A 23,820-nucleotide genomic window follows, 5' to 3' on the forward strand; every position below is an offset into this window, starting at 1 on the left:
CTGACCGACGTGGGGCTGGACCCGGAGGCCCGGCACCGTTATCCCCACGAATTCTCCGGCGGCCAGCGCCAGCGTATCGCCATTGCCCGCGCCCTGGTGCTGCAGCCCGAACTGATCATCCTCGACGAGCCCACCTCTGCGCTCGACCGGACGGTCCAGAAACAGGTAATTAACCTGCTGCGGGATCTGCAGGACAAATATGGTCTAAGCTATGTGTTTATCAGCCACGACCTGGCCGTGGTGCGGGCGCTCAGTCATAAACTGCTGGTGCTGAAAAACGGCCGTATCGTCGAATATGGAGACGCCAGGGATATTTTCATGCGTCCGCAGCACGACTACACCAGAGAGTTGCTGAACGCAGCGTTGTTCTACAGTTGAGCCCAGAGCCAGAGAGTAAGCGTAAAGGGCTTTCCAGAACCGTCCGGAGCCATGGATGGCGGAGGCCGAGCGTACACGGACGTATTCACAGCGTGTTCTGGAAAGCTTTTTACGCTTACGACAGCACGGATTACGAACTACGACCAATTGAGCGTTACTTACCAGAAACCGGTTCAGGGATAATGCCCTGAACTGCACTAAAGGGAGAATCATTATGGGGTTACTCAGCGGCAAACGCGCCTTGATTGTTGGCGTGGCCAGCAAACTTTCCATTGCCCATGGCATCGCCGAAGCATTTCATCAGCAAGGCGCCGAACTGGCGCTCACTTACCAGAATGAAAAGCTTAAGCCCCGCGTCGCACAGTTTGCTGAGGGCTGGGGCAGCGAACTCATTTTCCCCTGCGATGTGGCCAGTGATGATGAAATTGAAAACCTGTTTACCGAGCTGAACAAACACTGGGACAACATCGATATCATCGTGCACTCGGTCGGTTTTGCCCCGGGTGACCAGCTCGACGGCAACTATGTGGACGTGACCACCCGTGAGGGTTTCAGGATTGCCCACGATATCAGTTCCTACAGCTTCGTGGCGCTGGCGAAGGCCGGCAAGTCAATGTTGCATGAAAACAGCTCTCTGCTGACCCTCAGCTACCTCGGAGCCGAAAAAGTGCTGCAGAACTATAACGTGATGGGGCTTGCCAAAGCATCGCTGGAAGCCAACGTCCGCTACATGGCTGGCAGCCTTGGCCGGGAGGGCATCCGGGTCAATGCGATTTCTGCAGGTCCGATCAGAACCCTGGCGGCATCCGGTATCAAGAGCTTCCGCAAGATGCTTGCGGAAAATGCCCGGCGTGCGCCCTTGCGCCGCAATGTGACCACCGAGGAAGTCGGCAACGCAGCGGCTTTCCTGTGCTCGGACATGGCCAGTGGCATCACCGGTGAGATCATGTACGTCGACGGTGGTTTCAACATCACCGGCATGGGTGAGCTGGAGGAGTAATTCACTCCACGGACATGACCCTAGCCACTGCTTCGGCCCACTCCAGGCAGGAGGTGTCATCCGAGTCCTGAATACTGAGGCCGACCAGCCATTCCCCCGGGGAAGCTGGTTGGCACCAGACCACATCCACCGTAAGCTGGAACGTCTCCGGTTCCCCATCCAGCCGGATCCAGGCCCTGAGCAGTGCAGTTGGCATCAGCGGCTCCCGGGTGGTCACACTCAGGCCCTGGGCCGACAGATCCCGGGTTCGTGCAACCAGGATTCTGCCTCCGGAACCATCGCTGTTGTCCGGCTCAGAGGATTCCAGTTCCAGCCTGACCTGGGTGCTGCCAGCCAACCTGAATTCTGAACGGTTGTCACCGGACTCCGGGGGATCATCGTTGCCGAAGCTGTAGTCGATATCGTTCATAGCCTTTCCCGCCCCTGAAGGGTCCTGTTAGCTTTTTCCAACCCGAATGCGACCGACAACCCGTGACAGGGTGTCATCAAATTCCGCCGATGCACCAAGCACCCTGACATTGCCGGCGACCACTTCCCTGATCAGCGCATCCTCGATAAATTCACGGCGGTTCAGTCCCAGCCTGTCAACGAACACCAGCTTGCGCGAGGCATTAATCCGTATCGCAAGCTTCAGTCGCCGGGGCTCTTCAGGGGAATTGCAGTTTTCAATCACAATCCAGCCACCCAGCTTGATGCCCTCGACCAGGCGGCGCGCTGTCGCCTCCTCATCAGCCTGCAGGCGGGCTTCTGCTGCAAGGCGCTGTTCTTCCTTTTCGGCGTCTCTGTGAGCCTGCTCTTCGGCCCGCTTCTGCTCAGCCTGTGCTTTCTCCCTGCGCAATGTCGCCGCTCGCAGCCTGGCGTCCTCAGCCGCTTTCCGGCGCTGCTGAACCTGGCGCTCAAGGGCCGCAGACAACACGGTTACGGTCCCGGCCAGAGCCTCGCCAAACGGCATAATCGGTGGTAACCGCCGCAGAAGATCACGCTCAAGATCAGCCCTGAACCGGGCCCAGGGTGAAATCCCGAGTTTCACGCCGGCGCCGTTGGTCCAGAGCACCTCCCGGGTGTCTTCAAGCAGGGCGAGGAAAAACCGCCGCTGTTCTTTTGCCCCCTCGCCTTCGACATACCACTTGCGCTGAAAATCCTGGTACTGCTCCGCTGGCACTGGCTCCAGAGCCAGCCAGGAGGTATCCCAGGAAAATCTGTCCGGGGGCGGCAAGGCGCAAACCAGTTCAGGTGTTTCACCCCGCAGCCGCTGAATAATGGTCGACTGGATACCGGCTACTGCGGCCTCCGGCAGCGGGTCCTTTTGTACCCGGCTCCAGAGATCAATAATGCGGTCACCAATCTGTTCGCCAACGGTGTACAGCCGGTCCTGGTCCGTGTCGGACAGATTCGGGTCACCGATCCAGACCAGCCATTCCAGCAATTTTGTGCCGTGGCGCCAGTTTGTGCCGTCCACACCTTCCTGCCAGATGATCTGTTTCAGCAACGGCAACCAGTTATTCATCACGAACTGGACAATGGGCACGGGCAACTCCCGCCCCGTCATCGCGCGACCGATCAGTGCCCGGGCTGTGTGCTCGGCGCGGCGCTGACGGGCAGCGCCCTGTTCCGTTTGCAGTAATCTTTCCCGCAGGCGCCCGCTCTGCTGTTCCCGTTTTTCGGCATCCTGCTGCCACTGCCGGCAAAAGGCCATAACCGGTTCAATATCACCAGACTCGAAGCTGTCGCTCACCTTGACAGTGAAGGTATCAAGCTGGTCCGGCAGGATCCGTGACGAACGCCCACCATTGGCGCTCCAGCCGCGGTGGTCCTGAAAACTGTCGAGCCAGCCCAGCAGGGTGTCATTGAACACATCGCCGCCTTCCCGGTTCATCCGCCAGGCCAGGAAAAAGCGCAGTCGCGCAAGACGCTTGGCCAGTTCCGGATGCAGGCCACTGGCAGTTAGGAAAAGGTCCATTATGCGGTCAGCCACATAGGCCGCATTGACCTGACGGACCGACCAGGTCAGCGAAACCGAACGGATAACATGACTGACCGGCTCATCCCGCTGTTCTGTCCAGCAGGACAAAAGCAGAGGCGTCCAGTCACTGATGGCGTCTTTTTCAGGCTTGCCGACCGGATACGGGAGGTCAGGCACCCGGATACCTGACAGCACGTCACCAATCCGTTTTGTAGCCTGTTCCAGCGACAGTAATTCGCGTTTGTTCCGCCTGCCTTGCTGCATCCATTCTCCGCGTGTCAGAAGCGTTGAAAAGGTTCGGTAAATAACGCAGTATAACCAGCTCGCAGGGGTACGCCACAAGCTTACCCCGCCTAACCAGATTTCATGCCTCGGGGTTCCGGTAAATTGTACCGGACAGTTGCCGGACCCGGTTATGCACCATCCCCGATGGCAACGGTCAGAATCAGGGATATTACAAACATGTCGGGCACCAGACTAGAGAATGTGAACGTGGCGAGTCAGGAACAACTGATCACACCTGAGGCGCTCAAACAGGAATTACCGCTGTCGGAAAAAGCCGCACAGACCGTGGAACAGGGTCGCCAGGCGATCTACGACATTATGGATGGCAAGGACCACCGGCTGTTCATTGTGGTCGGGCCCTGCTCTATCCACGACGTTGATGCCGCCCGCGAATACGCCGGTAGGCTCAGAAAGCTCGCCGACGAAGTAAGCGATACCCTGCTGATTGTAATGCGCGTTTATTTCGAGAAGCCCCGCACAACGGTGGGCTGGAAAGGTCTGATCAACGACCCGCACCTGAACGATACCTTCGATATCGAGCAGGGCCTTCACATTGGTCGCAGACTGCTGCTGGATATTTCCGAGCTGGGCCTGCCAACGGCCACAGAAGCACTTGATCCGATTTCGCCGCAATACCTGCAGGACACCATTTCCTGGTCAGCGATTGGTGCCCGAACAACGGAATCCCAGACTCACCGGGAAATGAGCAGCGGCCTGTCCATGGCCATCGGCTTCAAGAATGGCACCGACGGCAGTCTGGATGTGGCCGTTAATGCCATGAAGTCGGTCTCCCACCCCCACAGCTTTCTGGGCATCAACCAGCAGGGACAGGTAGCCATCATCCGTACCCGGGGCAATAACTACGGCCATGTGGTTCTGCGCGGCGGAGGCGGCAAGCCCAATTACGATTCGGTCAGCGTTGCCCTGTGCGAGCGGGCACTGGAAAAGGCCAGTCTGCGTCAGTCCATTATGGTGGACTGCAGCCACGCCAATTCCAGCAAGGATCCCGCCATTCAGCCGCTGGTGATCCAGGATATTGCCCATCAGATCCTTGAGGGCAATCAGTCCATTCAGGGCCTGATGGTGGAAAGCCATCTGAACTGGGGTAACCAGTCAATTCCGGCAAACCTCGACGACCTGAAATACGGCGTTTCCGTCACTGATGCCTGTATTGACTGGGAAACCACGGAGAAGGCGCTGCGCGAGATGCGTGAAAAACTGAAGGACGTGTTGCCCAAGCGCAGGGCATAAAGCCGCCCTGTTTACTAACTTGAGTAGGAAAGTAGGCGGACACGTCTATTCAGGACCGTATGCAGCAGGGATGCTGCATCCGAGCCTACATGGATGTATCCACGGCGTGTCCTGAATAGGCGTGTCCGCCTACTTTCATTCAGCTTAGTAAGTGGCTTACTTGAGCTCCGAAGCGATAGTGAGGAGCGCTTTCGCCTGGGGGCTGAGGGTTCGGTCTTTCAACCCGATGGCGCCGAGCAGACGGCTGACCCGGTAATTTACCGGGAGCCTGATCAGCGTTGAATCCATCATCCTCACGGGCAGCACACTCCAGCCCAGGCCAACGCCGGCCATCACCTTGATGGTCTCGAGATAATTGGTTGGCATCTGCAGTTGCAGGGCCAGGCCCTGGTCCAGGAACAGGCGGCTGACAGTCCGATAGGTTGCGGTTCCGGCCTCCGGCAACAGGGCATCGTAGTGGGAAAGATCGGCCAGGGTGGGTGCTGCAAGTGTTGCCAGCGGGTGCTCAGGTGACACCACAAATGCCATCTCGTCTTCCCACCGCGCCTGGACCGCAAAGGATGGACCCATGCTCTCGCTCAGGGTGACAAAGGCGAGTTCTGCGGTACGCTTCTCCATCATGTCCAGAGCACTTTCCGAATCCATGAATTTGAGCTCAAGTGACACCTCCGGAAATTCCCGGTTGAGCCGCCTCAGCCAGGCAGGCAGGTGATGAAGTCCGATGTGGTGGCTGGCAATGACCGACAACCGCCCGGAGACGCTGTCGCGGCGGTCAGACAGCGCCAACCTGGCGTTATGGACCTCATCAATGATGCGGCGGGCGTGAGGCAACAACCTTGCGCCGGCGTCTGTTAACCGGATTTTGCGGTTACTGCGGTCGATCAGGCGGTTACCCGTGAGGTTTTCCAGGGCCGACAGACGCTTGCTGATTGCGGGCTGGGTCAGGTGCAGTTGTTCCGCCGCTTCCGAGAAGGATTCCTGATCAATGATCGTGACAAAGGCCTGAAGCAGGTGGGCGTCCATCCTGTAAACTCCGTGTATGCCGTAAAAGAATGCTTTGTATAAAAAACATGAATTGAGGTTATTCTGGTGCCGGGGTTAGAATAGGTCAACCTAAGGTACAAACAGAACCAGTGAGCGAGAGAGACATGGCGGGTAAAACCTTATACGACAAATTGTGGGACGATCATCTGGTCAAGCAACGGGACGATGGCTCGGCGCTGATCTATATCGATCGTCAGCTCCTCCACGAAGTAACTTCCCCCCAGGCTTTTGAAGGGTTACGACTGGCCAACCGGAAACCCTGGCGGCTTGATGCCAATCTGGCGGTGCCCGACCATAATGTGCCGACCACCGATCGTGAAAAGGGGGTCGAAGGCATTGTCGACCCGGTATCGCGGATTCAGGTGGAAACCCTGGACAAGAACTGCGATGAATTCGGCATCCTGGAATTCAAGATCAAGGATCAGCGTCAGGGTATTGTTCACGTGATTGGTCCCGAGCAGGGGGCAACGCTGCCTGGCATGTCGATTGTCTGCGGCGACTCGCACACCTCTACCCACGGTGCCTTCGGCTGTCTTGCCCACGGTATCGGCACCTCGGAAGTGGAGCATGTGCTGGCCACCCAGTGCCTGGTCCAGCAGAAGATGAAAAACATGCTGGTGCGGGTCGATGGTGAACTTGGCCCGGGAGTCACCGGTAAAGATGTGGTGCTGGCGATTATTGGCAGGATCGGCACCGCCGGCGGGACTGGTTATGCCATTGAATTTGGCGGTGAGGCGATCCATGGACTTTCGATGGAAGGCCGCATGACCATCTGCAACATGTCCATCGAGGCGGGTGCCCGGGTGGGCATGGTAGCGGTGGATCAGACCACCATTGATTACGTCAAAGACCGCCCGTTTGCCCCGACAGGCGAGATGCGGGATAAAGCCATCAGCTACTGGCATACGCTGCACAGTGACGATGACGCGGTTTTCGACAAGGTGGTGGAACTGGACGGGTCGGCCATTGAGCCGCAGGTCAGTTGGGGCACGTCACCGGAAATGGTGTCCAACGTGGGTGGCAAGATTCCTGACCCGGCGGCGGAAGCCGATCCGATCAAACGGGAAGGCATGGTGCGGGCGCTTGCCTATATGGGCCTGAAGCCCAACACCCCCATTTCGGAGATTCAGCTGGACCGGGTATTTATCGGCTCCTGCACCAACAGCCGGATTGAAGATCTCCGGGAAGCGGCGAAGGTGGTGAAGGGACGTAAAGTATCGGCCTCCCTGAAGCAGGCCATGGTGGTTCCCGGTTCCGGTCTGGTGAAAGTCCAGGCCGAGCAGGAAGGACTGGACAGGGTTTTCCTCGAGGCCGGTCTGGAATGGCGTGACCCGGGCTGCTCCATGTGCCTGGCGATGAATGCCGACAAACTGGGTCAGGGCGAGCACTGTGCGTCCACGTCCAACCGCAATTTCGAGGGCCGTCAGGGATTCGGCGGGCGTACCCATCTCGTCAGTCCGGCCATGGCTGCGGCCGCCGCGATCCATGGCCATTTTGTTGATGTCCGCGAGATGATGAATGGAGAACGACCATGAGAGCGTTAACACAGCACACCGGCATTGTTGCCCCCCTGGACCGGTCCAATGTGGATACGGACATGATCATTCCCAAGCAGTTTCTGAAATCGATCAAGCGCACGGGTTTTGGCCCGAACCTGTTTGATGAACTGCGCTACCTGGATGAAGGCCAGCCCGATCAGGACAGCTCCCAACGGCCGATCAACAGCGATTTCGTGCTTAACCAGGACAGGTACAAGGCCGCCAGCATTCTTCTGACCCGCAGTAACTTTGGTTGTGGTTCCAGCCGCGAGCACGCTCCCTGGGCGTTGGAAGACTTCGGTTTCAGGGTCATTATCGCGCCCAGTTTTGCCGATATCTTCTACAATAACTGCTTTAAGAATGGCTTGCTTCCGGTTGTTCTGGATGAAGAAATTGTTGACCAGCTGTTCTCGGAGGTGGAAAACCAACCGGGCTACGAACTGGCAGTGGATCTGGAGGCAAACACCGTGACCACGCCTTCGGGCGAGGTTTTCGAGTTCGATACAGACGACTTCCGGCGGCACTGTCTGCTCAACGGTCTGGACGACATCGGCGTCACCCTTGAAGACGCGGATGCCATCAGGGCCTACGAGGAGAGTCGTCGCAAGACCGCGCCCTGGTTATTCAGCAGCTAAGGAAAGATTATGTCCAGAAATGTTTTATTGTTGCCGGGAGACGGCATCGGTACGGAAATTGTCGCGGAAGCTGAGAAAGTGCTCCACAGGGTCAATGACAGGTTTCGCCTCAACCTGAATTTTGAAACCGCCCCGGTGGGCGGCGCCGCGATCGATGAATATGATACGCCCCTGCCGGACCCGACCCTGGCAAAGGCCAGGGCCGCCGATGCCATCATCCTCGGTGCCGTGGGCGGTCCGCAATGGGATAAACGCCCGATGGCGAGCCGCCCGGAGAAAGGCCTGCTGGGGCTGCGCTCCAATCTTGATCTGTTTGCCAACCTGCGCCCCGCCATTCTGTATCCGCAACTGGCATCGGCATCGTCGCTGAAGCCGGAGGTCGTGTCCGGGCTGGATATCATGATTGTCCGTGAGCTGACCGGCGGCATCTATTTCGGCCAGCCGCGGGGCGTGCGGGAACTGGAAAGCGGCGAACGCCAGGGCTACAACACCTATGCCTATACCGAATCCGAAATTCGCCGTATCGGCCGGGTCGCATATGAAGCCGCCCAGCAACGCGGCAAGAAGCTGTGCTCGGTCGACAAGGCCAATGTGCTTGAGGTCACAGTGCTCTGGCGAGAGGTGATGGAAGACCTGCGGCGGGAGTATCCCGATGTCGAGCTGTCCCACATGTATGTGGATAATGCTGCCATGCAACTGGTGCGCGCGCCCAAGCAGTTCGATGTGATTGTGACGGGCAACATGTTTGGTGATATTCTCTCGGACGAAGCGGCCATGCTCACCGGCTCGATCGGCATGTTGCCCTCGGCGTCGCTGAACGCCGAGAAGCAGGGTATGTACGAGCCCTGTCACGGTTCAGCGCCGGATATTGCGGGCCGGGGTATTGCCAACCCACTGGCAACCATACTCAGTGGGGCGATGATGCTTCGCTATAGCCTGAAGGAAGAAAAGGCGGCTGAAGCTATTGAGGCAGCGGTGAGCAGGGTTCTGGATCAGGGCCTTCGTACCGCCGATATCATGTCGCCGGAAAGCCGGAAAGTGTCCACCCGCGAAATGGGTGATGCGGTGCTGGCGGCGCTCTGACTGCAATGATCAGGGTCAGATTATTCATCTCCCGATGGCGGCGTGATGCGGCTGCTGCGGGATAATCCATCCCGTCCCTGGCAGCGATAGAGACAGCGGGCGGGCATAAAGCGAGGTTCAAAGGTCGCATGAAGCGGGTTGGACTTATAGGTTGGCGCGGCATGGTGGGCTCAGTCCTCATGCAGCGCATGCGTGAAGAAAACGATTTTGCCAATATCGAACCGATCTTTTTTACCACTTCCCAGGCTGGCAAGCCGGCTCCTGACGTGGGTAAGGAAGGCGTGCCCCCGCTGCAGGAGGCCTTCGATATCGACATTCTGAAAACCCTGGACGTAGTCATCACCTGCCAGGGCGGCGATTACACCGGCGCGGTCTATCAGCAGCTCCGTGATGCGGGCTGGCAGGGTTACTGGATTGACGCAGCCTCCACATTGCGGATGGTTGATCACTCTGTGATCGTGCTGGACCCGGTCAACCGCAAGGTGATCGACGATGCCCTGGCACGGGGCGTGAAGGATTTTATCGGTGGTAACTGCACTGTCAGTCTGATGATGCTGGCCCTCGGTGGCCTGCTGGAGCAGGATCTGATCGAGTGGATTTCGCCGATGACCTATCAGGCCGCTTCCGGCTCTGGTGCCCAGAACATGCGGGAACTGCTGAACCAGATGGGTGAATTGCACGGTGGCGTCAGCGAGGAACTGGCAGATCCGTCCTCGGCTATCCTGGAAATTGATCGCAAGGTCACTGAAACCATGCGCTCGGCCAGCTTCCCCACCGAGCACTTCGAAGTGCCACTGGCAGGCAGTCTGATTCCGTTTATCGACAAGCAGCTTGAAAACGGCATGAGCAAGGAAGAGTGGAAAGCAGGGGTCGAGACCAACAAGATCCTCGGTCGCAGTGACAGCCCTATTCCCATTGATGGTATCTGTGTGCGGATCGGAGCCATGCGCTCTCACAGTCAGGCCCTGACCATCAAGCTGAAAAAAGACCTTCCGGTTGCTGAAATCGAGTCGATTCTGGCTGGTGCCAATGACTGGGTCAAAGTGGTGCCGAATGAAAGGGACGCGACCATTCAGGAACTGACGCCGGCAAAGGTAACGGGTACTTTGAGTGTGCCCATCGGGCGCATCCGCAAACTGGCCATGGGGCCGGAGTATATTTCCGCGTTTACCGCAGGCGACCAGTTGCTGTGGGGTGCCGCAGAGCCGCTTCGCAGAATGTTGCGGATTCTGCAGGAACGGTAAGTTGACGCGCGGTGGGCGTTACTTTTGCCAACTGCGTTCGATTTCCGGAAAAATAACAGGGGCGATGCCGTCGCCCCTGTTATTTTTTGTCGCAATCATTGTTGTCTAACAATGTCTTCCACCACATAAGTGACGAAACGGTGCAAGGAGTGCGGCTGATTGATTGATAAAAGAGGTTTTATCAACAATACTTGGCGAACTTAATGTTCAAAACATTACATAATAACAATAGAAAATTCGGCGGAAGTCAGCCAACCTCGTCCGTTACTGTTATACAGAACTGTAACGAAAACGGAGACTGGTAAGGAAACAGCATGAAGGTACGCAAGCTTGCGGTTGCTCTGGCTCTGGCAGGAGGGCTTGGTTCAGGTGTCGCACAGGCACTCGGACTTGGGGAAATAGACCTGAAGTCCTTCCTGAATGAGCCTCTGGACGCAGAAATCGATCTGCGGAAAAGCGAGGGGATCTCGCCGGATGATGTGTTTGTCAACATCGCACCCCAGTCCGCTTTTGAAAGAGTGGGCATAGACCGGAGCTTCTTTCTTACCAAACTGAATTTCCAGGTAACGACCGCCCCAGACGGTAATCTTGTCGTCAATGTTTCAACACGGGAACCGCTGCGTGAACCGTATCTCAACTTCCTGGTTGAAGTAACCTGGCCCAATGGCCGGTTAATGCGCGAATACGCGGTTCTGGTTGATCCGCCGGTCTACGCCGAAGAATCCGGCATGCAGGAGCAGGTGGCCGCGCCCGCTACCGGGCAGACCAGTCAGCCGCAGCAGCAGTCGCGACAGACATCTCCGGCACCGACGCCGCAACGCAGCTCGCAAACCCGCACCTCTGATGTGCGCACACTTGGACCGACCAATTCCGCTGACAATCTCTGGACTATTGCTGCCAATGTCCGCCCCAATAACAGTGTGAGCATGCAGCAGACAATGCTGGCCATCCAGGACCTCAATCCGGATGCCTTCATAAATGGCAACATCAACCGCCTGAAGCGGGGCGAGATTCTGCGGATTCCGGATGAAGACCAGATCCGCAGCCGCAGCCGTGCTCAGGCCGTTCAGCAAGTCGCCGCGCAGAACAGTGCCATGTCAAGGCCGGCCCGGACCGTGGACGCTACGGCCGACGCAGCCGCCGACGCGCGCCGGCAGGAACAGGCGGGCAGCAACGGCGGTGATCAGCTGCGTCTGATTGCGGCAGATGACGCTTCCTCCCGGGACGCTGACGAGGGTGGCTCTGCCGGGGGTGACAGCCAGACTGCTGGTGGCGCTGACGCAGGTACAGCCGTTGCCATGGAACAGCTTGAAAGCACCCGCCGTGAGAATGACGAGCTTTCCGGACGGGTCGATGACCTGCAGGAACAGGTCGAGACACTTCAGCGTCTGCTTGAATTGAAGAACAACCAGCTTGCCGAAATGCAGAGCGCTCAGCTTGATTCGCCAGACGGCGATGGAGCCGGAGGCGATACAGCAGCCGGCGCCGAGCCGGCACAGACCGGCTCTGAACCCGGAGCATCCTCGGATCCGGCTTCGCAGGCGGACCCCGACGCCTCGGATATGGCCTCAGAGGTTGCTGGCGAGCAACCGCAAATGGCATCCGATACCGCGGCAGCCGAGCAGACCGAAGCCGGGACAGCGCCTGCGGCTGAGCAACCAGAGTCCATGACTGAGCAGCCAGACGCCATGGCCGAACAGTCAGACTCCATGGCTGAGCAACCGGACTCCGCCGCTGAAACGTCAGATCCTGCAGCCGGACAGACAGGCTCGGCTGCTGATGAGCCTGCAGCGGCAGAGCCGCCCGAGCCCGTTCAGAAACCCTTCCCTGGCAATATCATTGATGCCGTTACCGGTAATCCGCTCTACCAGATTGCCCTTGGTGGCGGTCTGATTGTGCTTTTGCTGCTGCTTTTGCTGCTCTCCCGCCGCAACTCCAAACGGGAAAAGGCATTCTACGATCAGTTGAATGATGAGACGGCCGATGACGACACTGACTCGTTCGATCTTACCTTTGAAGAGGATGACGATAACGCCCCGGTAGCGGCGGACGATGACGCCATGGCCGAAGCGGATGCCTATATCGCCTATGGTCGTAATGATCAGGCCGCCCATACGCTGGAAACGGCCATTTCCCGTGAGCCAAGCCGGACTGACCTGCGCCTGAAACTGCTCGCCGTTTATGCCGACCTTCAGGACCGGGAGTCTTTCGATAAACAGTTCCGCGAGATCGAAGCGCTTGATGACGAAGCCGTCACCGCCGAAGCGGCCAGAATCCAGGCCAGTCTGGAAGAAGCCGAAGCAATGCCCAGCATTGATGATCTGGAATCCGAGCTCAGATCCAGTGGCTTTGACCAAGCGGACGATGCTGACCGGGAGGCCGGGGATCTGGATCTGGAGTTCCCGGATGACGATTCGGATGACAATTTCTTTGAAGAGAGCTCTGAAGACAGAACCGAAGGAAAACCTGTTGACAGGCCCGGCGACGAATCCGGTGCGGATGACAATGACGGGATTGAATATGACATCTCTGATTTTGAACTGGATGAAGCGGAAACCTCTGAATCTGCTCGGTCTGAAGAGCCTGAAGAGCCTGAAGAGCCCGACGAGGCCTTTGAATACACGCTGGACGAATCCGAAACAGACTCCGACGAGCTTGAACTGGATGAATATGAGGATGACGATGATCTGAGTCTTGATTTCGAATCCCTGGAAACCGAGCTTGAGGATGAAGTTGATTCGCCTGCCGACACCCGTTCCGAGCCGTCTGCAGAGGCAAAGGAAAGCGAGCCGGTGGCTGAATCTGACCGGGATGATCTGGATGATGACGTCGAACTGGATGAGTCTTTCTTTGAGGAACTCGATGCCGAGCTTGATAAGGTCGCCGGCGAGGATGAGCCTTCGGAAGATGTCGAGGGCTCGGAGCTGGACGATCTCGAGCTGGATGTGTCTGACGAAGACCTCGCCTTGATGGAGGAATTCTCGGAATCCGATGATGACAGTCCATCGGAAAAGCCGGAAAGCGAGGACGAGGATGATATTCTGCCGCCGGTAGCGTCGGATAAAGTCGCCGGCGACGATGCTGATCTTGACGAGGCGGATCTGGGTGATGACGATGATTTCGAGTTCCTGTCCGGAACTGATGAGGCTGCTACCAAACTCGACCTTGCCAGAGCCTATGTTGAAATGGGCGATGTGGACGGTGCGAAGGACATCCTCGAGGAAGTCGCGCTGGAGGGCAGTGACGAGCAGAAGGCCGAAGCACAGGACCTGCTCAAGAACCTGTCCTGATTTGTTATAATCTGTCCGTGCAGAAAACGAAACGCAGACGGCCCGTGCAGCAGTACGGGCCGTCTGCGTTTATCGTGTTTGATTCATCAATTCAGGAAATCCATTGTTTCAGCAAGCTCAGGCACTGACGACGGACATCTCCATCGGGGCTGGCCGTGTGGCTCTCGCCTTTGAATATGATGGGCGGAATTTTCACGGCTGGCAGTTCCAGAAGTCCGGTGTCCGGACAGTCGAGGATGCGCTGAACCGGGCGGTGGCAAAAGTTGCCAATCATCCGGTGGATCTTGTCTGTGCCGGCCGGACCGATGCCGGAGTGCATGCCAGTTATCAGGTTGCCCACTTCGAGACCTCTTCGGTCCGGACTCTCCGGTCCTGGGTCATGGGTATCAATACCGCATTACCCCCGGATATCGCCGTGCACTGGGCGGGCGCGGGCAGCGGCGATTTCCATGCAAGATTTTCTGCGGTTTACCGGCGTTACCGGTACATCATTTACAGTAATCCGGTCAGGCCCGGCATTCAGCAGGGCCAGGTTTCCTGGACCTACCGACCGCTGGATGCCCTCAGGATGCACCAGGCAGCCCAGTACCTCGTTGGCGAACATGATTTCTCGGCATTTCGTGCCGCCGGTTGCCAGTCGCGCTCCCCGGTCCGGTTTCTGGAAGCGATCAGCGTGACCCGGAAAGGACATTTTGTCGTTATTGACGTACAGGCCAATGCGTTTTTGCATCACATGGTCCGCAACATCGCCGGCGCATTGATGGCGGTGGGCAGGGATGATAAGCGTGCCGCATGGATTCGTGAGATACTCCAGTCTGGTGACCGGCGGCTTGCCGGGGTGACTGCACCTCCGCACGGCCTCTATCTGGTTGACGTAGGCTATCCTGCCGGGTTCGGTATTCCTGCTGTCGAGTGCGGCCCCGGATTTGCCAGGCCCTGGTTCAGCCCTGAACAGAACCAGTCTATCGAGCCGACACACATTCACCGCAAACAGCGAAACTGATATGAGAACACGGGTAAAAATCTGTGGGCTGACCAGGCCGGAGGATGTTGTCGCCGCGGCCAGCGCCGGAGCCGACGCGGTTGGTTTTGTGTTTTATGAGCCCAGTCCGAGAGGTGTTTCGATAGCCAAAGCAGCAGAGCTGCTGCGGTCGGTACCGCCGTTTGTGGTGGCTACCGGGCTGTTCGTCAATCCTGATCGTAAGTATGTCGAAGAAGTGCTGTCGAGGGTGCCGCTTGACCTGCTCCAGTTTCACGGTGACGAGAGTCCGGAATTCTGTCAGAGTTTTTCCGCGCGCTGGATCAAGGCCATCCGGGTCAGGGCACCGGGCGATATCGAGCAGGCATTCAGGGACTATTCCGGTGCCAGCGGCCTGCTGGTCGACGCCTGGGTTGCGGATAAATACGGCGGTACCGGCGAATCCTTTAACTGGGACCTGATTCCCTCTGCGCGCCCGCTGCCGCTTATATTGGCCGGGGGGCTGGGTTCTGGTAATGTGGCCGCCGCTGTGAAACAGGTCCGTCCATGGGGTGTCGACGTAAGCGGTGGGGTAGAGTTGAGTAAAGGCACCAAAGATGCCGCCAAAATCACTGAGTTTATTAATGAGGTACGCCGTGTCGATGAAACTGACTGAAGAAATGTTGAGTGGGCTTCCCGATGCCCGGGGTCATTTCGGCGCCTACGGTGGCCGGTTCGTATCCGAGACCCTGTTCGACTCGCTGATGACCCTGGAAAAGGAATATAAGCGGTTAAAGGACGATCCGGAGTTTCAGGCCAGCTTTGACAAGGATCTTGCCCACTACGTGGGCCGCCCGTCGCCGCTCTATCTCGCCGAACGCCTGACCCGGGAAACCGGTGGTGCCCAGATCTGGTTAAAGCGCGAAGACCTGAACCATACCGGCGCCCATAAAGTGAATAACACCATCGGCCAGGCCCTGCTGGCCAGTTTTCTGGGCAAGAAGCGCATCATCGCAGAAACCGGCGCGGGCCAGCACGGTGTGGCAACAGCCACTGTCTGTGCCCGCCTGGGCCTGGAATGCCACGTGTTCATGGGAGCAGAGGACGTTCAGCGCCAGTCCCTGAACGTCTACCGCATGAAGTTGCTGGGTGCGACCGTGCACTCGGTCCAGAGCGGTACAAAAACCCTCAAGGATGCGATGAACGACGCCATGCGCGACTGGGTGGCGAACGTGGACGATACCTTCTATATCATTGGTACGGTTGCCGGGCCTCACCCCTATCCCCTGCTGGTGCGCGACTTCCAGTCTGTGATCGGCCGGGAAACCCGCCAGCAGTGCCTGTCCCAGGCGGGCAAGTTACCCGATGCCCTGGTGGCCTGTGTTGGCGGCGGCTCCAATGCCATCGGTATGTTCTATCCGTTCCTGATGGATGAATCGGTGCAGATGTACGGGGTTGAGGCCGGCGGTCTTGGTATCGAGACCGGTCAGCACGCAGCGCCACTGAGCGCAGGGCGGCCCGGGGTTCTGCACGGAAATCGCACCTACCTGATGGAAGATGAAAATGGCCAGATCGCCGGTACCCATTCGGTCAGTGCCGGCCTCGACTATCCCGGGGTGGGTCCCGAGCACAGCTGGCTGAAAGATATCGGCCGGGCCAGTTATGTTTCGGTAACCGACGACGAGGCGCTGGACGGTTTCCGCAAGCTTACCCGTGTTGAGGGTATCATGCCCGCGCTGGAAACGGCCCACGCCGTGGCTTATACGATCAAACTTGCGGCTACCATGGACAAGGATCAGGTGGTGGTCATCAACGTCTCGGGCCGCGGTGATAAAGACATCCAGACCATTGCGAAGCTTGATGGCATCGAGATGTAATTGCAGCAAAGGATGAACAGGAGAGCGCATGAGTCGAATTGAAAGGGTTCTGAAATCCCTCAAAGCCCGGGGTCGTAAAGCCTTGATCCCGTACATTACCGCGGGGGACCCACACCCGGACCAGACCGTCGATCTTATGCATACGCTGGTGGACGCGGGTGCGGATATTATCGAACTCGGGGTGCCTTTCTCGGACCCGATGGCCGATGGCCCGGTTATCCAGCAGGCCTGCGAGCGGGCACTGGTACACGGCACCTCCCTGCGGCAGGTTATTGCGATGGTGAAGAGCTTCCGCGAGCAGGACGACACCACACCTGTCGTGCTTATGGGCTATCTTAATCCCATGGAGGCAATGGGTTATGAACAGTTTGCCAATACCGCAAGAGACGCCGGCATTGACGGCATCCTGACCGTGGATCTGCCTCCCGAGGAAGCCGATGAAGTCGCACCGCTGTTCACTGAAAGGGGTCTGGATGCCATTTTTCTGCTGGCACCAACGACCACGGATGACCGGATTCGTCTGATCAGCCAACACTGTTCCGGATATGTGTACTATGTTTCATTCAAGGGAGTTACCGGATCGGGCAAGATCGATATCCCCGAAGTGGCCGCGAAAGTCGCTCATATCCATGAGCTGACGGCGCTTCCGGTCGGTGTCGGCTTCGGCATTCGCGACGCTGAAACCGCCGCTGCGGTGGGCCGGGTATCCGATGGTGTAATTGTCGGTAGCGTGCTGGTGGATACAATAGCGCGTAACCAGACCGACCGGGAACAGTTGAAGGGTGCGCTGACGGAACTGCTCCATCCGATGCGTGTCGCGCTGGACAATCTGACGTTCGTACCAGAATGCGGGTCTGAGGATCACAGGATAGGATGAAACCATGAGTAACTGGCTGGATAAAATCATGCCGAGCAAGATTCGCTCGGAATCCAAGCAGAGAACGGGGGTGCCTGAGGGGCTGTGGAAGAAGTGCCCCAAATGTGGTGCTTTTCTCTACAAGCCTGAACTGGACAAGAATCTGGACGTCTGTCCCAAGTGCAATCACCATCTGCGGATCACCGCCCGCCGCCGGCTTGATGTGTTTCTCGACCCCGAGGGCAGGGAAGAGATCGGTGCCGAGCTTGAGCCCTGGGACCGCCTCAAGTTCAAGGACAGCAAACGCTACAAGGACCGCCTTTCCAGTAACCAGAAAGCAACGGGCGAGAAAGACGCCCTGGTTGCCATGCGTGGCAGAACACTGGATATCCCGCTGGTGGCGGTGGCCTTCGAGTTCAGCTTCCTTGGTGGCTCGATGGGGCAGGTTGTTGGCGAGCGTTTTGTGCGCGCGGCCAATGTGTGCCTGGAAGAGCGGATTCCACTGGTCTGTTTTTCTGCCAGCGGCGGCGCGCGGATGCAGGAAGCCATTTTTTCGCTGATGCAGATGGCCAAAACAGCCGCGGTCCTCGAGCGGATGAAGCAGGAGGGCATTCCCTACGTATCGGTGATGACCGACCCGGTGTTCGGCGGTGTTTCTGCCAGTCTGGCGATGCTTGGCGATCTCAATATCGCAGAGCCCCACGCGCTGATCGGGTTTGCCGGCCCTCGGGTCATTGAGCAGACGGTTCGTGAGAAGTTGCCGGAAGGTTTTCAGCGCAGCGAATTTCTGCTTGAGCATGGCGCGATCGACATGATTCTGCACCGGCACCAGATGCGCGAGCGTATTGCCGCCCTGCTGGCAAAGCTTGAGGGCCTTGAGCAAACCGCCAAAGAGCAGCCTATCGAATTCGAGGTCTCCGAAAAACCGGAATCCGATGTCCCCACCGAGTGAACCCCCGGCCCGGTCGCTGTCGGCACCGGGCCGCAGTGCCTCCCTTGACGACTGGCTGGGTTACCTTGAATCCATCCATCCGGCGGAAATTGACCTGGGCCTTGACCGGGTATTGGTTGTCTTCAGGCGACTTTTTCGCACTAATCCGCAGGTCCGTATCGTCACGGTTGGCGGAACCAATGGCAAGGGCAGCACAGTCGTCGCTCTTGAAAAGCTGCTGGCCAGTGCCGGCAGAACAGTCGGTGCCTATACATCGCCCCACCTGCAGCGCTACAACGAGCGGGTACGCATCAACGGTACCGAGGTTTGTGACCAGACCCTGGTTGACGCCTTCGACACGGTAGAGGCAGCCCGGGGTTCGACCACACTGACCTATTTTGAATTCGGCACCCTTGCGGCATTTGTTGTTTTCAGTGAGTCGGGTGTTGAGGACTGGGTTCTGGAAGTGGGTCTGGGAGGACGCCTGGATGCGGTCAATGTTCTGGACGCAGACCTTGCCATCATAACCTCGGTCGATATCGACCACGTCAGTTTCCTGGGCGATAACCGCGAGAGCATCGGCTTCGAGAAGGCCGGAATATTGCGCCCCAACCGACCCGCCATCTTCGCAGATGTTGACCCTCCAAGGTCTGTCCTGCAGCAGGCGAAGGCGCAGGGTGTCCGCCTGTTACGGCCCGGAGATGGCTACCAGATCGCGCAGTCAGCGGACAACAGGCCCGGGAGCTGGCTGCAGATTGACGACGACCCCACTGTCATCAGTTTGCCGGATCTGGGGTTGCCGGTGCAAAGCCTGGCTGCAGCCGTGGTCGCCATCCGCAGGCTGGAGCCCGGGCTGTCGGAGGAGGTGATAGCAGAGGCGCTTGGTGATCTGATCCTGCCGGGACGGTTCGAACAGTTGCGCAGGGAACCACTGATCATCGCCGATGTCGGCCACAACCCCCATGCGGCACGCTGGCTGTGCTCAAGGATCGGGGCTGTCCGACAGCCGGGGCAAAGGCTTCTCGCCATTTACGGTGCGCTGGCAGACAAGGACGTGGAGGGCGTTGTCGGTGCCATGTCGGGACAGGTGGACCAGTGGTTTTTTACCGCTCTCGATGTGCCCCGGGGTCTGAATTGCAGCGAATTGACACAAAGAGCCGGCGTGGTGGCGGAAGCGGGGATCTGCGGTTGCTCCGGCTCTGTGCAAGAGGCCCTCTGCGCTGCGCTTGCCATGGCCCGCGAGAATGACATTGTGTTGATTTTCGGGTCTTTTTTCACGGTAGCCGCAGCCCGGGATGCGCTTTTATAGCGCAACCCTGAACCCGGCCTGCGGAATTTTTGAGTTAAACGACAGTGGCGGTTAGTATCAGCGGTCAGGCACTGGCTGAAACCGGCAAGAACAGGGGAAACTGAACGTGAACGGACTGAAGCAGCGTATCATCGGCGCACTGGTACTGGTCTCTCTGGCCGTGATATTTGTGCCCATGATGTTCGACGAGCCGCACTCGGAGCGCGAAACCACGACCATCCAGATCCCCGAAGAGCCGCCATTTCCGGAAGTGGAAATGCCCGAACCAGAGACCACGAAAGTTCCCCCGTACCGTATCGAGGAAACCGCGCCGGCCGGCCCGGATGATTCGGTGGCAGAGGCCCCGGAACCTCCTGACACCACCGAGTCGTCCGCCGCCGCTGGCGCATCACAATCTGAACCCTCTGCGCAGACTGAGCCCGGGGCTGCGGAGTTTACCCGTTCCCTGGAAGGGGCATGGGTTGTCCAGTTGGGCAGTTTTGGCAGCGCTGACAACGCCAGACGGCTGAGGGAAAAGGTAAGGGAAAAGGGTTACAGCTCCCATCTGCAGAGCGTTATCCGCGGAGACACTGAGCTTACCCGGGTATTCAGCGGCCCCTTTGCTGAAAAAGCCGAAGCCGAAAAAGCCAAGCAGGCTCTGGACAAGGCTTTTGGCCTCAACAGTCTGGTCACGTCGGGCGGGAAGTGACCGGTCTGTTGTGGTAATGATCCTGCCGAAAACGATACTGTTCGCAAAAGTGCGGTTTGGTCAGGTAACGTTTCCTGATAGACTTCGTGCTTCTTTATTTTCACCGGATATCCCATGGTAGCGCTGATCTGGATCGACTGGGTCATCATAGCCCTTATAGCGGTATCCACGCTTGTCAGTCTGAAGCGGGGCTTCATTAAAGAAGCACTGTCACTGGTGACCTGGGTTGGCGCTTTCATTCTGGCCCGGACTTTTCATCCGCAAATGCAGTCTCTTCTTGAAGGCACGGTTGAAACACCGCTTGTGCGATTGATTGCGGCGTTTGCCATCCTTTTCTTCAGTACTCTGATCGTCGGAGCGTTGATCAACAACATGATCGGGCACCTTGTGCGGGTGACCGGTCTATCGGCAACGGACCGGGTGCTGGGGATGGGATTCGGGCTGTTGCGCGGACTGGTGGTGGTGGTTGTAGCCATTGCGTTCACCCGGTACACGCCGCTGTCCGAAGATACCTGGTGGCGAACATCGGTGATGATTAACCACCTGGCGGTGGTGGAGGACTGGTCCAGAAGAACCCTTGGTGACGAATTTGCCCGGTTTCTTGGCCCGGCTGGAGGGAGCACGGAGATTCCCGATCTGCAAACGGACGACGCGGTGACGCCTGCGTCTGCGTCCGGTTAATTTTCAGTACAAACGCCTGGGAGTATACCTTAGCCATGTGTGGCATTGTCGGCATAGTCAGCACCTCTAACGTCAATCAGTCGCTTTACGATGCGCTGACGGTTCTTCAGCACCGGGGGCAGGACGCGGCCGGTATCGTGACCTTTCAGAACGAGCGTTTCTATCTGCGCAAAGACAATGGTCTTGTGCGGGACGTATTCCGTACCCGGCACATGCACCGCCTGGTAGGCAACGTGGGTATTGGTCACGTGCGCTATCCCACAGCCGGCAGTTCAAGCTCTGCCGAAGCCCAACCTTTCTATGTCAACAGCCCCTATGGCATTACCCTGGCGCACAACGGTAACCTGACCAACGCCGACGAACTCAGCCGTGACCTGTTCCGCACGGACCTCAGGCATATCAATACCAACTCGGACTCCGAGGTGCTGCTGAACGTTTTCGCCCATGAGCTTCAGAAGCTGGGCAAGCTCGACCCGACCAAGGACGACATTTTTGCGGCGGTCCGTGCTGTTCACCAGCGTTGCAAGGGTGCCTATGCGGTAATTGCCATGATTACCGGCTATGGCATTGTCGGTTTCCGGGACCCGAACGGTATCCGCCCGGCCTGTTACGGGGTGCGGCATACCGAAAATGGCAATGAGTACATGATTGCCTCCGAGAGCGTTGCCCTCAGTGCGGCAGGCTGCAAGCTGGTTCGCGACATTGCGCCGGGCGAGGCGGTCTACATTGAAACAGACGGGACTCTCTACACCCAACAGTGTGCGGACGATCCCCATCTGTTTCCCTGCATTTTCGAGCACGTCTATTTTGCCCGGCCGGATTCGATCATTGATGATGTATCGGTTTACAAGGCGCGTCTGCGCATGGGCGAGACCCTGGCCGAGAAGGTGCTGAGAGAAAATCCCGACCATGATATCGACGTGGTCATTCCCATTCCTGATACCAGCCGGACCTCGGCCATGCAGATGGCTCACCGGCTGGGGGTCAAATTCCGGGAAGGTTTCATCAAGAACCGCTATATCGGCCGCACCTTTATCATGCCTGGTCAGAAAATGCGGAAGAAGTCCGTGCGCCAGAAGCTGAATCCCATTGATCTTGAATTCCGCGGCAAGAACGTGATGCTGGTAGATGATTCCATCGTGCGGGGTACTACCTGCAAGGAAATCGTCCAGATGGCCCGGGATGCGGGCGCAAGCAAGGTCTATTTTGCGTCAGCCGCGCCACCCGTTCGCTATCCCAACGTCTATGGTATCGACATGCCCTCGGTGAATGAGCTGATTGCCCACAACCAGAGCGTTGAGCAGATTGGCAAGACCATTGGCGCAGACTGGCTGCTGTATCAGGACCTGGAAGACCTGATTGCCTGTGTCAGTGATGTGAACCCCAACATCGAGGGCTGGGAATGCTCGGTGTTTACCGGTGATTATATCGCCGGCGATGTTGACGCTGCCTACCTTGACAAGCTCGAAGCCGCAAGGAATGACGGGCAGCGCTTTAATCCGGGCACTGTGGATTCCTGCGACAATGGTATTATTGATCTCTACAACGATGAAGACTGAATCATGACCCACTATCGCGACCAGCATGTTCTGATTCCCGAATCGGATCTTGAGGGCATGTCCGTGGATACGCTTGCGGTCAGGGCCGGGCAGATCCGCACCGGTGAGCTGGAGCACAGCGACGCCATTTTTCCCACCTCCAGTTTCGTTTACGGCAGCGCCGCCCAGGCCGCCGCGAGGTTTGGCGGTGACGAGCCGGGCAATATCTACAGCCGCTTTACCAATCCCACGGTGCAGGCATTTGAAGCAAGGCTGGCCGCCATGGAAGGCGGCGAAAGGGCCGTGGCAACCGCCTCCGGTATGTCGGCGATACTGGCGACCTGCATGGCGCTGCTGAAATCCGGCGATCACGTTATCTGCTCACGGGGTGTGTTCGGTACCACCAATGTGCTGTTTCAGAAATATCTGGCACGGTTCGGCGTGGATACCTCTTTTGTCAGGCTGACAGATCACCACCAGTGGCAAGCGGCAATCCGGCCGGAAACCCGGATGATCTTTATAGAAACGCCGTCCAACCCGCTTTGTGAAGTGGCGGACATGGCAACACTGGCGGATCTTGCCCACCGCAATGACGCCCTGTTTGTGGTGGATAACTGCTTCTGCACACCGGTATTGCAGCGGCCACTGGAGCAGGGCGCCGATCTTGTTATTCACTCGGCGACCAAGTATCTGGACGGCCAGGGCCGCTGTGTCGGGGGCGCGGTTGTCGGCTCTGCAAAAATGCTGGAGGAAATCTACGGATTCCTGCGCTCCGCCGGCCCTACCATGAGCCCGTTCAACGCCTGGGTGTTCCAGAAGGGACTGGAAACCTTACCAATCCGTATGCGCGCCCACTGTGATAATGCGCTAGAGTTGGCGACCTGGCTGCAAACGCAGGATGCGGTGGAAGAGATACATTACGCCGGACTGACCAGCCACCCCCAGCACGCTCTGGCCAGAAAACAGCAGAGCGGTTTTGGCGGAGTGCTGTCATTCCGGCTCAGGGGCGGCCGGGAACAGGCCTGGGCTTTTATTGACGCCACCCGGATGATTTCCATAACAGCCAACCTGGGCGATGTAAAAACCACCATCACCCATCCTGCAACCACTACCCACGGCCGGCTGTCAGAAGAAGACAAGCAACAGGCCGGGATTACCGAAAATCTGTTGCGGATTTCGGTCGGGATTGAAGCTGTTGCTGACCTCAAAACCGATCTTCAGAGAGGCTTCGAGGTGCTCGAAAATCATCGTCAAAGAACCGTCTGAGCATT

21 protein-coding genes are annotated in these 23,820 nt (G+C 57.9%); 18 read left to right on the plus strand and 3 right to left on the minus strand.

The features are described from left to right. Both VJ956_RS11760 and VJ956_RS11765 read left to right on the plus strand, forming a co-directional pair. Positions 1-378: ATP-binding cassette domain-containing protein (locus VJ956_RS11760; RefSeq protein WP_324085146.1), on the plus strand; the 378-nt coding region annotated here is incomplete at its 5' end. Positions 379-592: 214 nt separating this feature from the next. Continuing rightward, complete coding sequence (locus VJ956_RS11765) at positions 593-1,378, plus strand: enoyl-ACP reductase (RefSeq protein WP_324085149.1); 786 nt, start codon at positions 593-595, stop codon at positions 1,376-1,378. Position 1,379: 1 nt separating this feature from the next. On the opposite strand, the gene VJ956_RS11770 is transcribed toward VJ956_RS11765, so the two are convergent. Then, positions 1,380-1,787, minus strand: coding sequence for a PilZ domain-containing protein (locus VJ956_RS11770; protein WP_324085150.1), 408 nt, complete (start codon positions 1,785-1,787; stop codon positions 1,380-1,382). Positions 1,788-1,814: 27 nt separating this feature from the next. Beyond that, positions 1,815-3,605: a DUF1631 family protein gene (locus VJ956_RS11775; protein ID WP_324085152.1), complete on the minus strand. Its 1,791-nt coding sequence runs from the start codon at positions 3,603-3,605 to the stop codon at positions 1,815-1,817. A 198-nt stretch (positions 3,606-3,803) separates the two neighbouring features. Between VJ956_RS11775 and VJ956_RS11780 the strand changes: the two genes are divergently transcribed. Next, complete coding sequence (locus VJ956_RS11780; protein WP_324085153.1) at positions 3,804-4,877, plus strand: 3-deoxy-7-phosphoheptulonate synthase; 1,074 nt, start codon at positions 3,804-3,806, stop codon at positions 4,875-4,877. A gap of 156 nt (positions 4,878-5,033) precedes the next feature. Here VJ956_RS11780 and VJ956_RS11785 read toward each other — a convergent pair whose 3' ends face one another. Then, entirely contained in the window at positions 5,034-5,900 is an 867-nt protein-coding gene (locus tag VJ956_RS11785) for a LysR family transcriptional regulator (protein ID WP_324085156.1), read from the minus strand. A gap of 125 nt (positions 5,901-6,025) precedes the next feature. Here VJ956_RS11785 and leuC point away from each other — a divergent pair, with 125 nt between their 5' ends. From leuC to VJ956_RS11860, 15 genes are all read left to right on the plus strand, one after another. Beyond that, a complete protein-coding gene (leuC, locus tag VJ956_RS11790; RefSeq protein ID WP_324085197.1) occupies positions 6,026-7,456 on the plus strand; it encodes a 3-isopropylmalate dehydratase large subunit in 1,431 nt (476 codons plus the stop codon). Beyond that, complete coding sequence (leuD, locus tag VJ956_RS11795; protein ID WP_324085158.1) at positions 7,453-8,094, plus strand: 3-isopropylmalate dehydratase small subunit; 642 nt, start codon at positions 7,453-7,455, stop codon at positions 8,092-8,094. Before leuC ends, leuD begins: the two co-directional genes overlap by 4 nt. A gap of 9 nt (positions 8,095-8,103) precedes the next feature. Beyond that, entirely contained in the window at positions 8,104-9,177 is a 1,074-nt protein-coding gene (gene leuB, locus VJ956_RS11800; RefSeq protein ID WP_324085160.1) for a 3-isopropylmalate dehydrogenase, read from the plus strand. Between the two features lie 128 nt (positions 9,178-9,305). Beyond that, a complete protein-coding gene (gene asd, locus VJ956_RS11805) occupies positions 9,306-10,421 on the plus strand; it encodes an aspartate-semialdehyde dehydrogenase (RefSeq protein ID WP_324085162.1) in 1,116 nt (371 codons plus the stop codon). Between the two features lie 314 nt (positions 10,422-10,735). Continuing rightward, on the plus strand, positions 10,736-13,711 hold the full coding sequence (locus VJ956_RS11810; RefSeq protein ID WP_324085165.1) for a FimV/HubP family polar landmark protein: 2,976 nt from the start codon (positions 10,736-10,738) through the stop codon (positions 13,709-13,711). Positions 13,712-13,814: 103 nt separating this feature from the next. Next, entirely contained in the window at positions 13,815-14,714 is a 900-nt protein-coding gene (truA, locus tag VJ956_RS11815) for a tRNA pseudouridine(38-40) synthase TruA (RefSeq protein ID WP_324085167.1), read from the plus strand. A 1-nt stretch (position 14,715) separates the two neighbouring features. Next, entirely contained in the window at positions 14,716-15,345 is a 630-nt protein-coding gene (locus VJ956_RS11820; RefSeq protein ID WP_324085168.1) for a phosphoribosylanthranilate isomerase, read from the plus strand. Next, positions 15,332-16,546 (plus strand): tryptophan synthase subunit beta, encoded by a 1,215-nt coding sequence (gene trpB / locus VJ956_RS11825; protein ID WP_324085170.1) that lies wholly within the window; start codon positions 15,332-15,334, stop codon positions 16,544-16,546. The genes VJ956_RS11820 and trpB overlap by 14 nt, the downstream gene beginning before the upstream one ends. A 28-nt stretch (positions 16,547-16,574) precedes the next feature. Further along, a complete protein-coding gene (gene trpA, locus VJ956_RS11830; protein ID WP_324085173.1) occupies positions 16,575-17,423 on the plus strand; it encodes a tryptophan synthase subunit alpha in 849 nt (282 codons plus the stop codon). 4 nt (positions 17,424-17,427) lie between these two features. Continuing rightward, positions 17,428-18,354: an acetyl-CoA carboxylase, carboxyltransferase subunit beta gene (gene accD / locus VJ956_RS11835; RefSeq protein ID WP_324085175.1), complete on the plus strand. Its 927-nt coding sequence runs from the start codon at positions 17,428-17,430 to the stop codon at positions 18,352-18,354. Continuing rightward, the gene (gene folC, locus VJ956_RS11840) at positions 18,338-19,642 is read left to right on the plus strand and encodes a bifunctional tetrahydrofolate synthase/dihydrofolate synthase (protein WP_324085179.1); all 1,305 of its coding nucleotides are present in this window, start codon (positions 18,338-18,340) and stop codon (positions 19,640-19,642) included. Before accD ends, folC begins: the two co-directional genes overlap by 17 nt. 106 nt (positions 19,643-19,748) lie before the next feature. Continuing rightward, complete coding sequence (locus VJ956_RS11845; RefSeq protein ID WP_324085181.1) at positions 19,749-20,330, plus strand: SPOR domain-containing protein; 582 nt, start codon at positions 19,749-19,751, stop codon at positions 20,328-20,330. A 114-nt stretch (positions 20,331-20,444) separates the two neighbouring features. Next, a complete protein-coding gene (locus VJ956_RS11850; RefSeq protein WP_324085183.1) occupies positions 20,445-21,011 on the plus strand; it encodes a CvpA family protein in 567 nt (188 codons plus the stop codon). A 35-nt stretch (positions 21,012-21,046) separates the two neighbouring features. Next, on the plus strand, positions 21,047-22,570 hold the full coding sequence (gene purF / locus VJ956_RS11855) for an amidophosphoribosyltransferase (RefSeq protein WP_324085185.1): 1,524 nt from the start codon (positions 21,047-21,049) through the stop codon (positions 22,568-22,570). A gap of 3 nt (positions 22,571-22,573) precedes the next feature. Continuing rightward, entirely contained in the window at positions 22,574-23,815 is a 1,242-nt protein-coding gene (locus tag VJ956_RS11860; RefSeq protein ID WP_324085187.1) for an O-succinylhomoserine sulfhydrylase, read from the plus strand. Positions 23,816-23,820 lie beyond the last annotated feature (5 nt).

Origin of the sequence: Marinobacter sp., assembly GCF_035268745.1 — a bacterium.
In the GTDB taxonomy this organism is placed as follows: domain Bacteria; phylum Pseudomonadota; class Gammaproteobacteria; order Pseudomonadales; family Oleiphilaceae; genus Marinobacter.

Excerpts from the sequence above, each read along its gene's own strand:
- VJ956_RS11860 (WP_324085187.1), top strand. The coding sequence starts at position 22,574 with ATGACCCACTATCGCGACCAGCATGTTCTGATTCCCGAATCGGATCTT.
- accD (WP_324085175.1), top strand. The coding sequence starts at position 17,428 with ATGAGTAACTGGCTGGATAAAATCATGCCGAGCAAGATTCGCTCGGAA.
- VJ956_RS11775 (WP_324085152.1), bottom strand. The coding sequence starts at position 3,605 with ATGCAGCAAGGCAGGCGGAACAAACGCGAATTACTGTCGCTGGAACAG.
- leuB (WP_324085160.1), top strand. The coding sequence starts at position 8,104 with ATGTCCAGAAATGTTTTATTGTTGCCGGGAGACGGCATCGGTACGGAA.
- leuD (WP_324085158.1), top strand. The coding sequence starts at position 7,453 with ATGAGAGCGTTAACACAGCACACCGGCATTGTTGCCCCCCTGGACCGG.
- trpB (WP_324085170.1), top strand. The coding sequence starts at position 15,332 with ATGAAACTGACTGAAGAAATGTTGAGTGGGCTTCCCGATGCCCGGGGT.
- leuC (WP_324085197.1), top strand. The coding sequence starts at position 6,026 with ATGGCGGGTAAAACCTTATACGACAAATTGTGGGACGATCATCTGGTC.
- VJ956_RS11780 (WP_324085153.1), top strand. The coding sequence starts at position 3,804 with ATGTCGGGCACCAGACTAGAGAATGTGAACGTGGCGAGTCAGGAACAA.
- VJ956_RS11820 (WP_324085168.1), top strand. The coding sequence starts at position 14,716 with ATGAGAACACGGGTAAAAATCTGTGGGCTGACCAGGCCGGAGGATGTT.
- VJ956_RS11765 (WP_324085149.1), top strand. The coding sequence starts at position 593 with ATGGGGTTACTCAGCGGCAAACGCGCCTTGATTGTTGGCGTGGCCAGC.
- folC (WP_324085179.1), top strand. The coding sequence starts at position 18,338 with ATGTCCCCACCGAGTGAACCCCCGGCCCGGTCGCTGTCGGCACCGGGC.
- VJ956_RS11850 (WP_324085183.1), top strand. The coding sequence starts at position 20,445 with ATGGTAGCGCTGATCTGGATCGACTGGGTCATCATAGCCCTTATAGCG.
- VJ956_RS11770 (WP_324085150.1), bottom strand. The coding sequence starts at position 1,787 with ATGAACGATATCGACTACAGCTTCGGCAACGATGATCCCCCGGAGTCC.
- VJ956_RS11785 (WP_324085156.1), bottom strand. The coding sequence starts at position 5,900 with ATGGACGCCCACCTGCTTCAGGCCTTTGTCACGATCATTGATCAGGAA.
- trpA (WP_324085173.1), top strand. The coding sequence starts at position 16,575 with ATGAGTCGAATTGAAAGGGTTCTGAAATCCCTCAAAGCCCGGGGTCGT.
- purF (WP_324085185.1), top strand. The coding sequence starts at position 21,047 with ATGTGTGGCATTGTCGGCATAGTCAGCACCTCTAACGTCAATCAGTCG.
- asd (WP_324085162.1), top strand. The coding sequence starts at position 9,306 with ATGAAGCGGGTTGGACTTATAGGTTGGCGCGGCATGGTGGGCTCAGTC.
- VJ956_RS11810 (WP_324085165.1), top strand. The coding sequence starts at position 10,736 with ATGAAGGTACGCAAGCTTGCGGTTGCTCTGGCTCTGGCAGGAGGGCTT.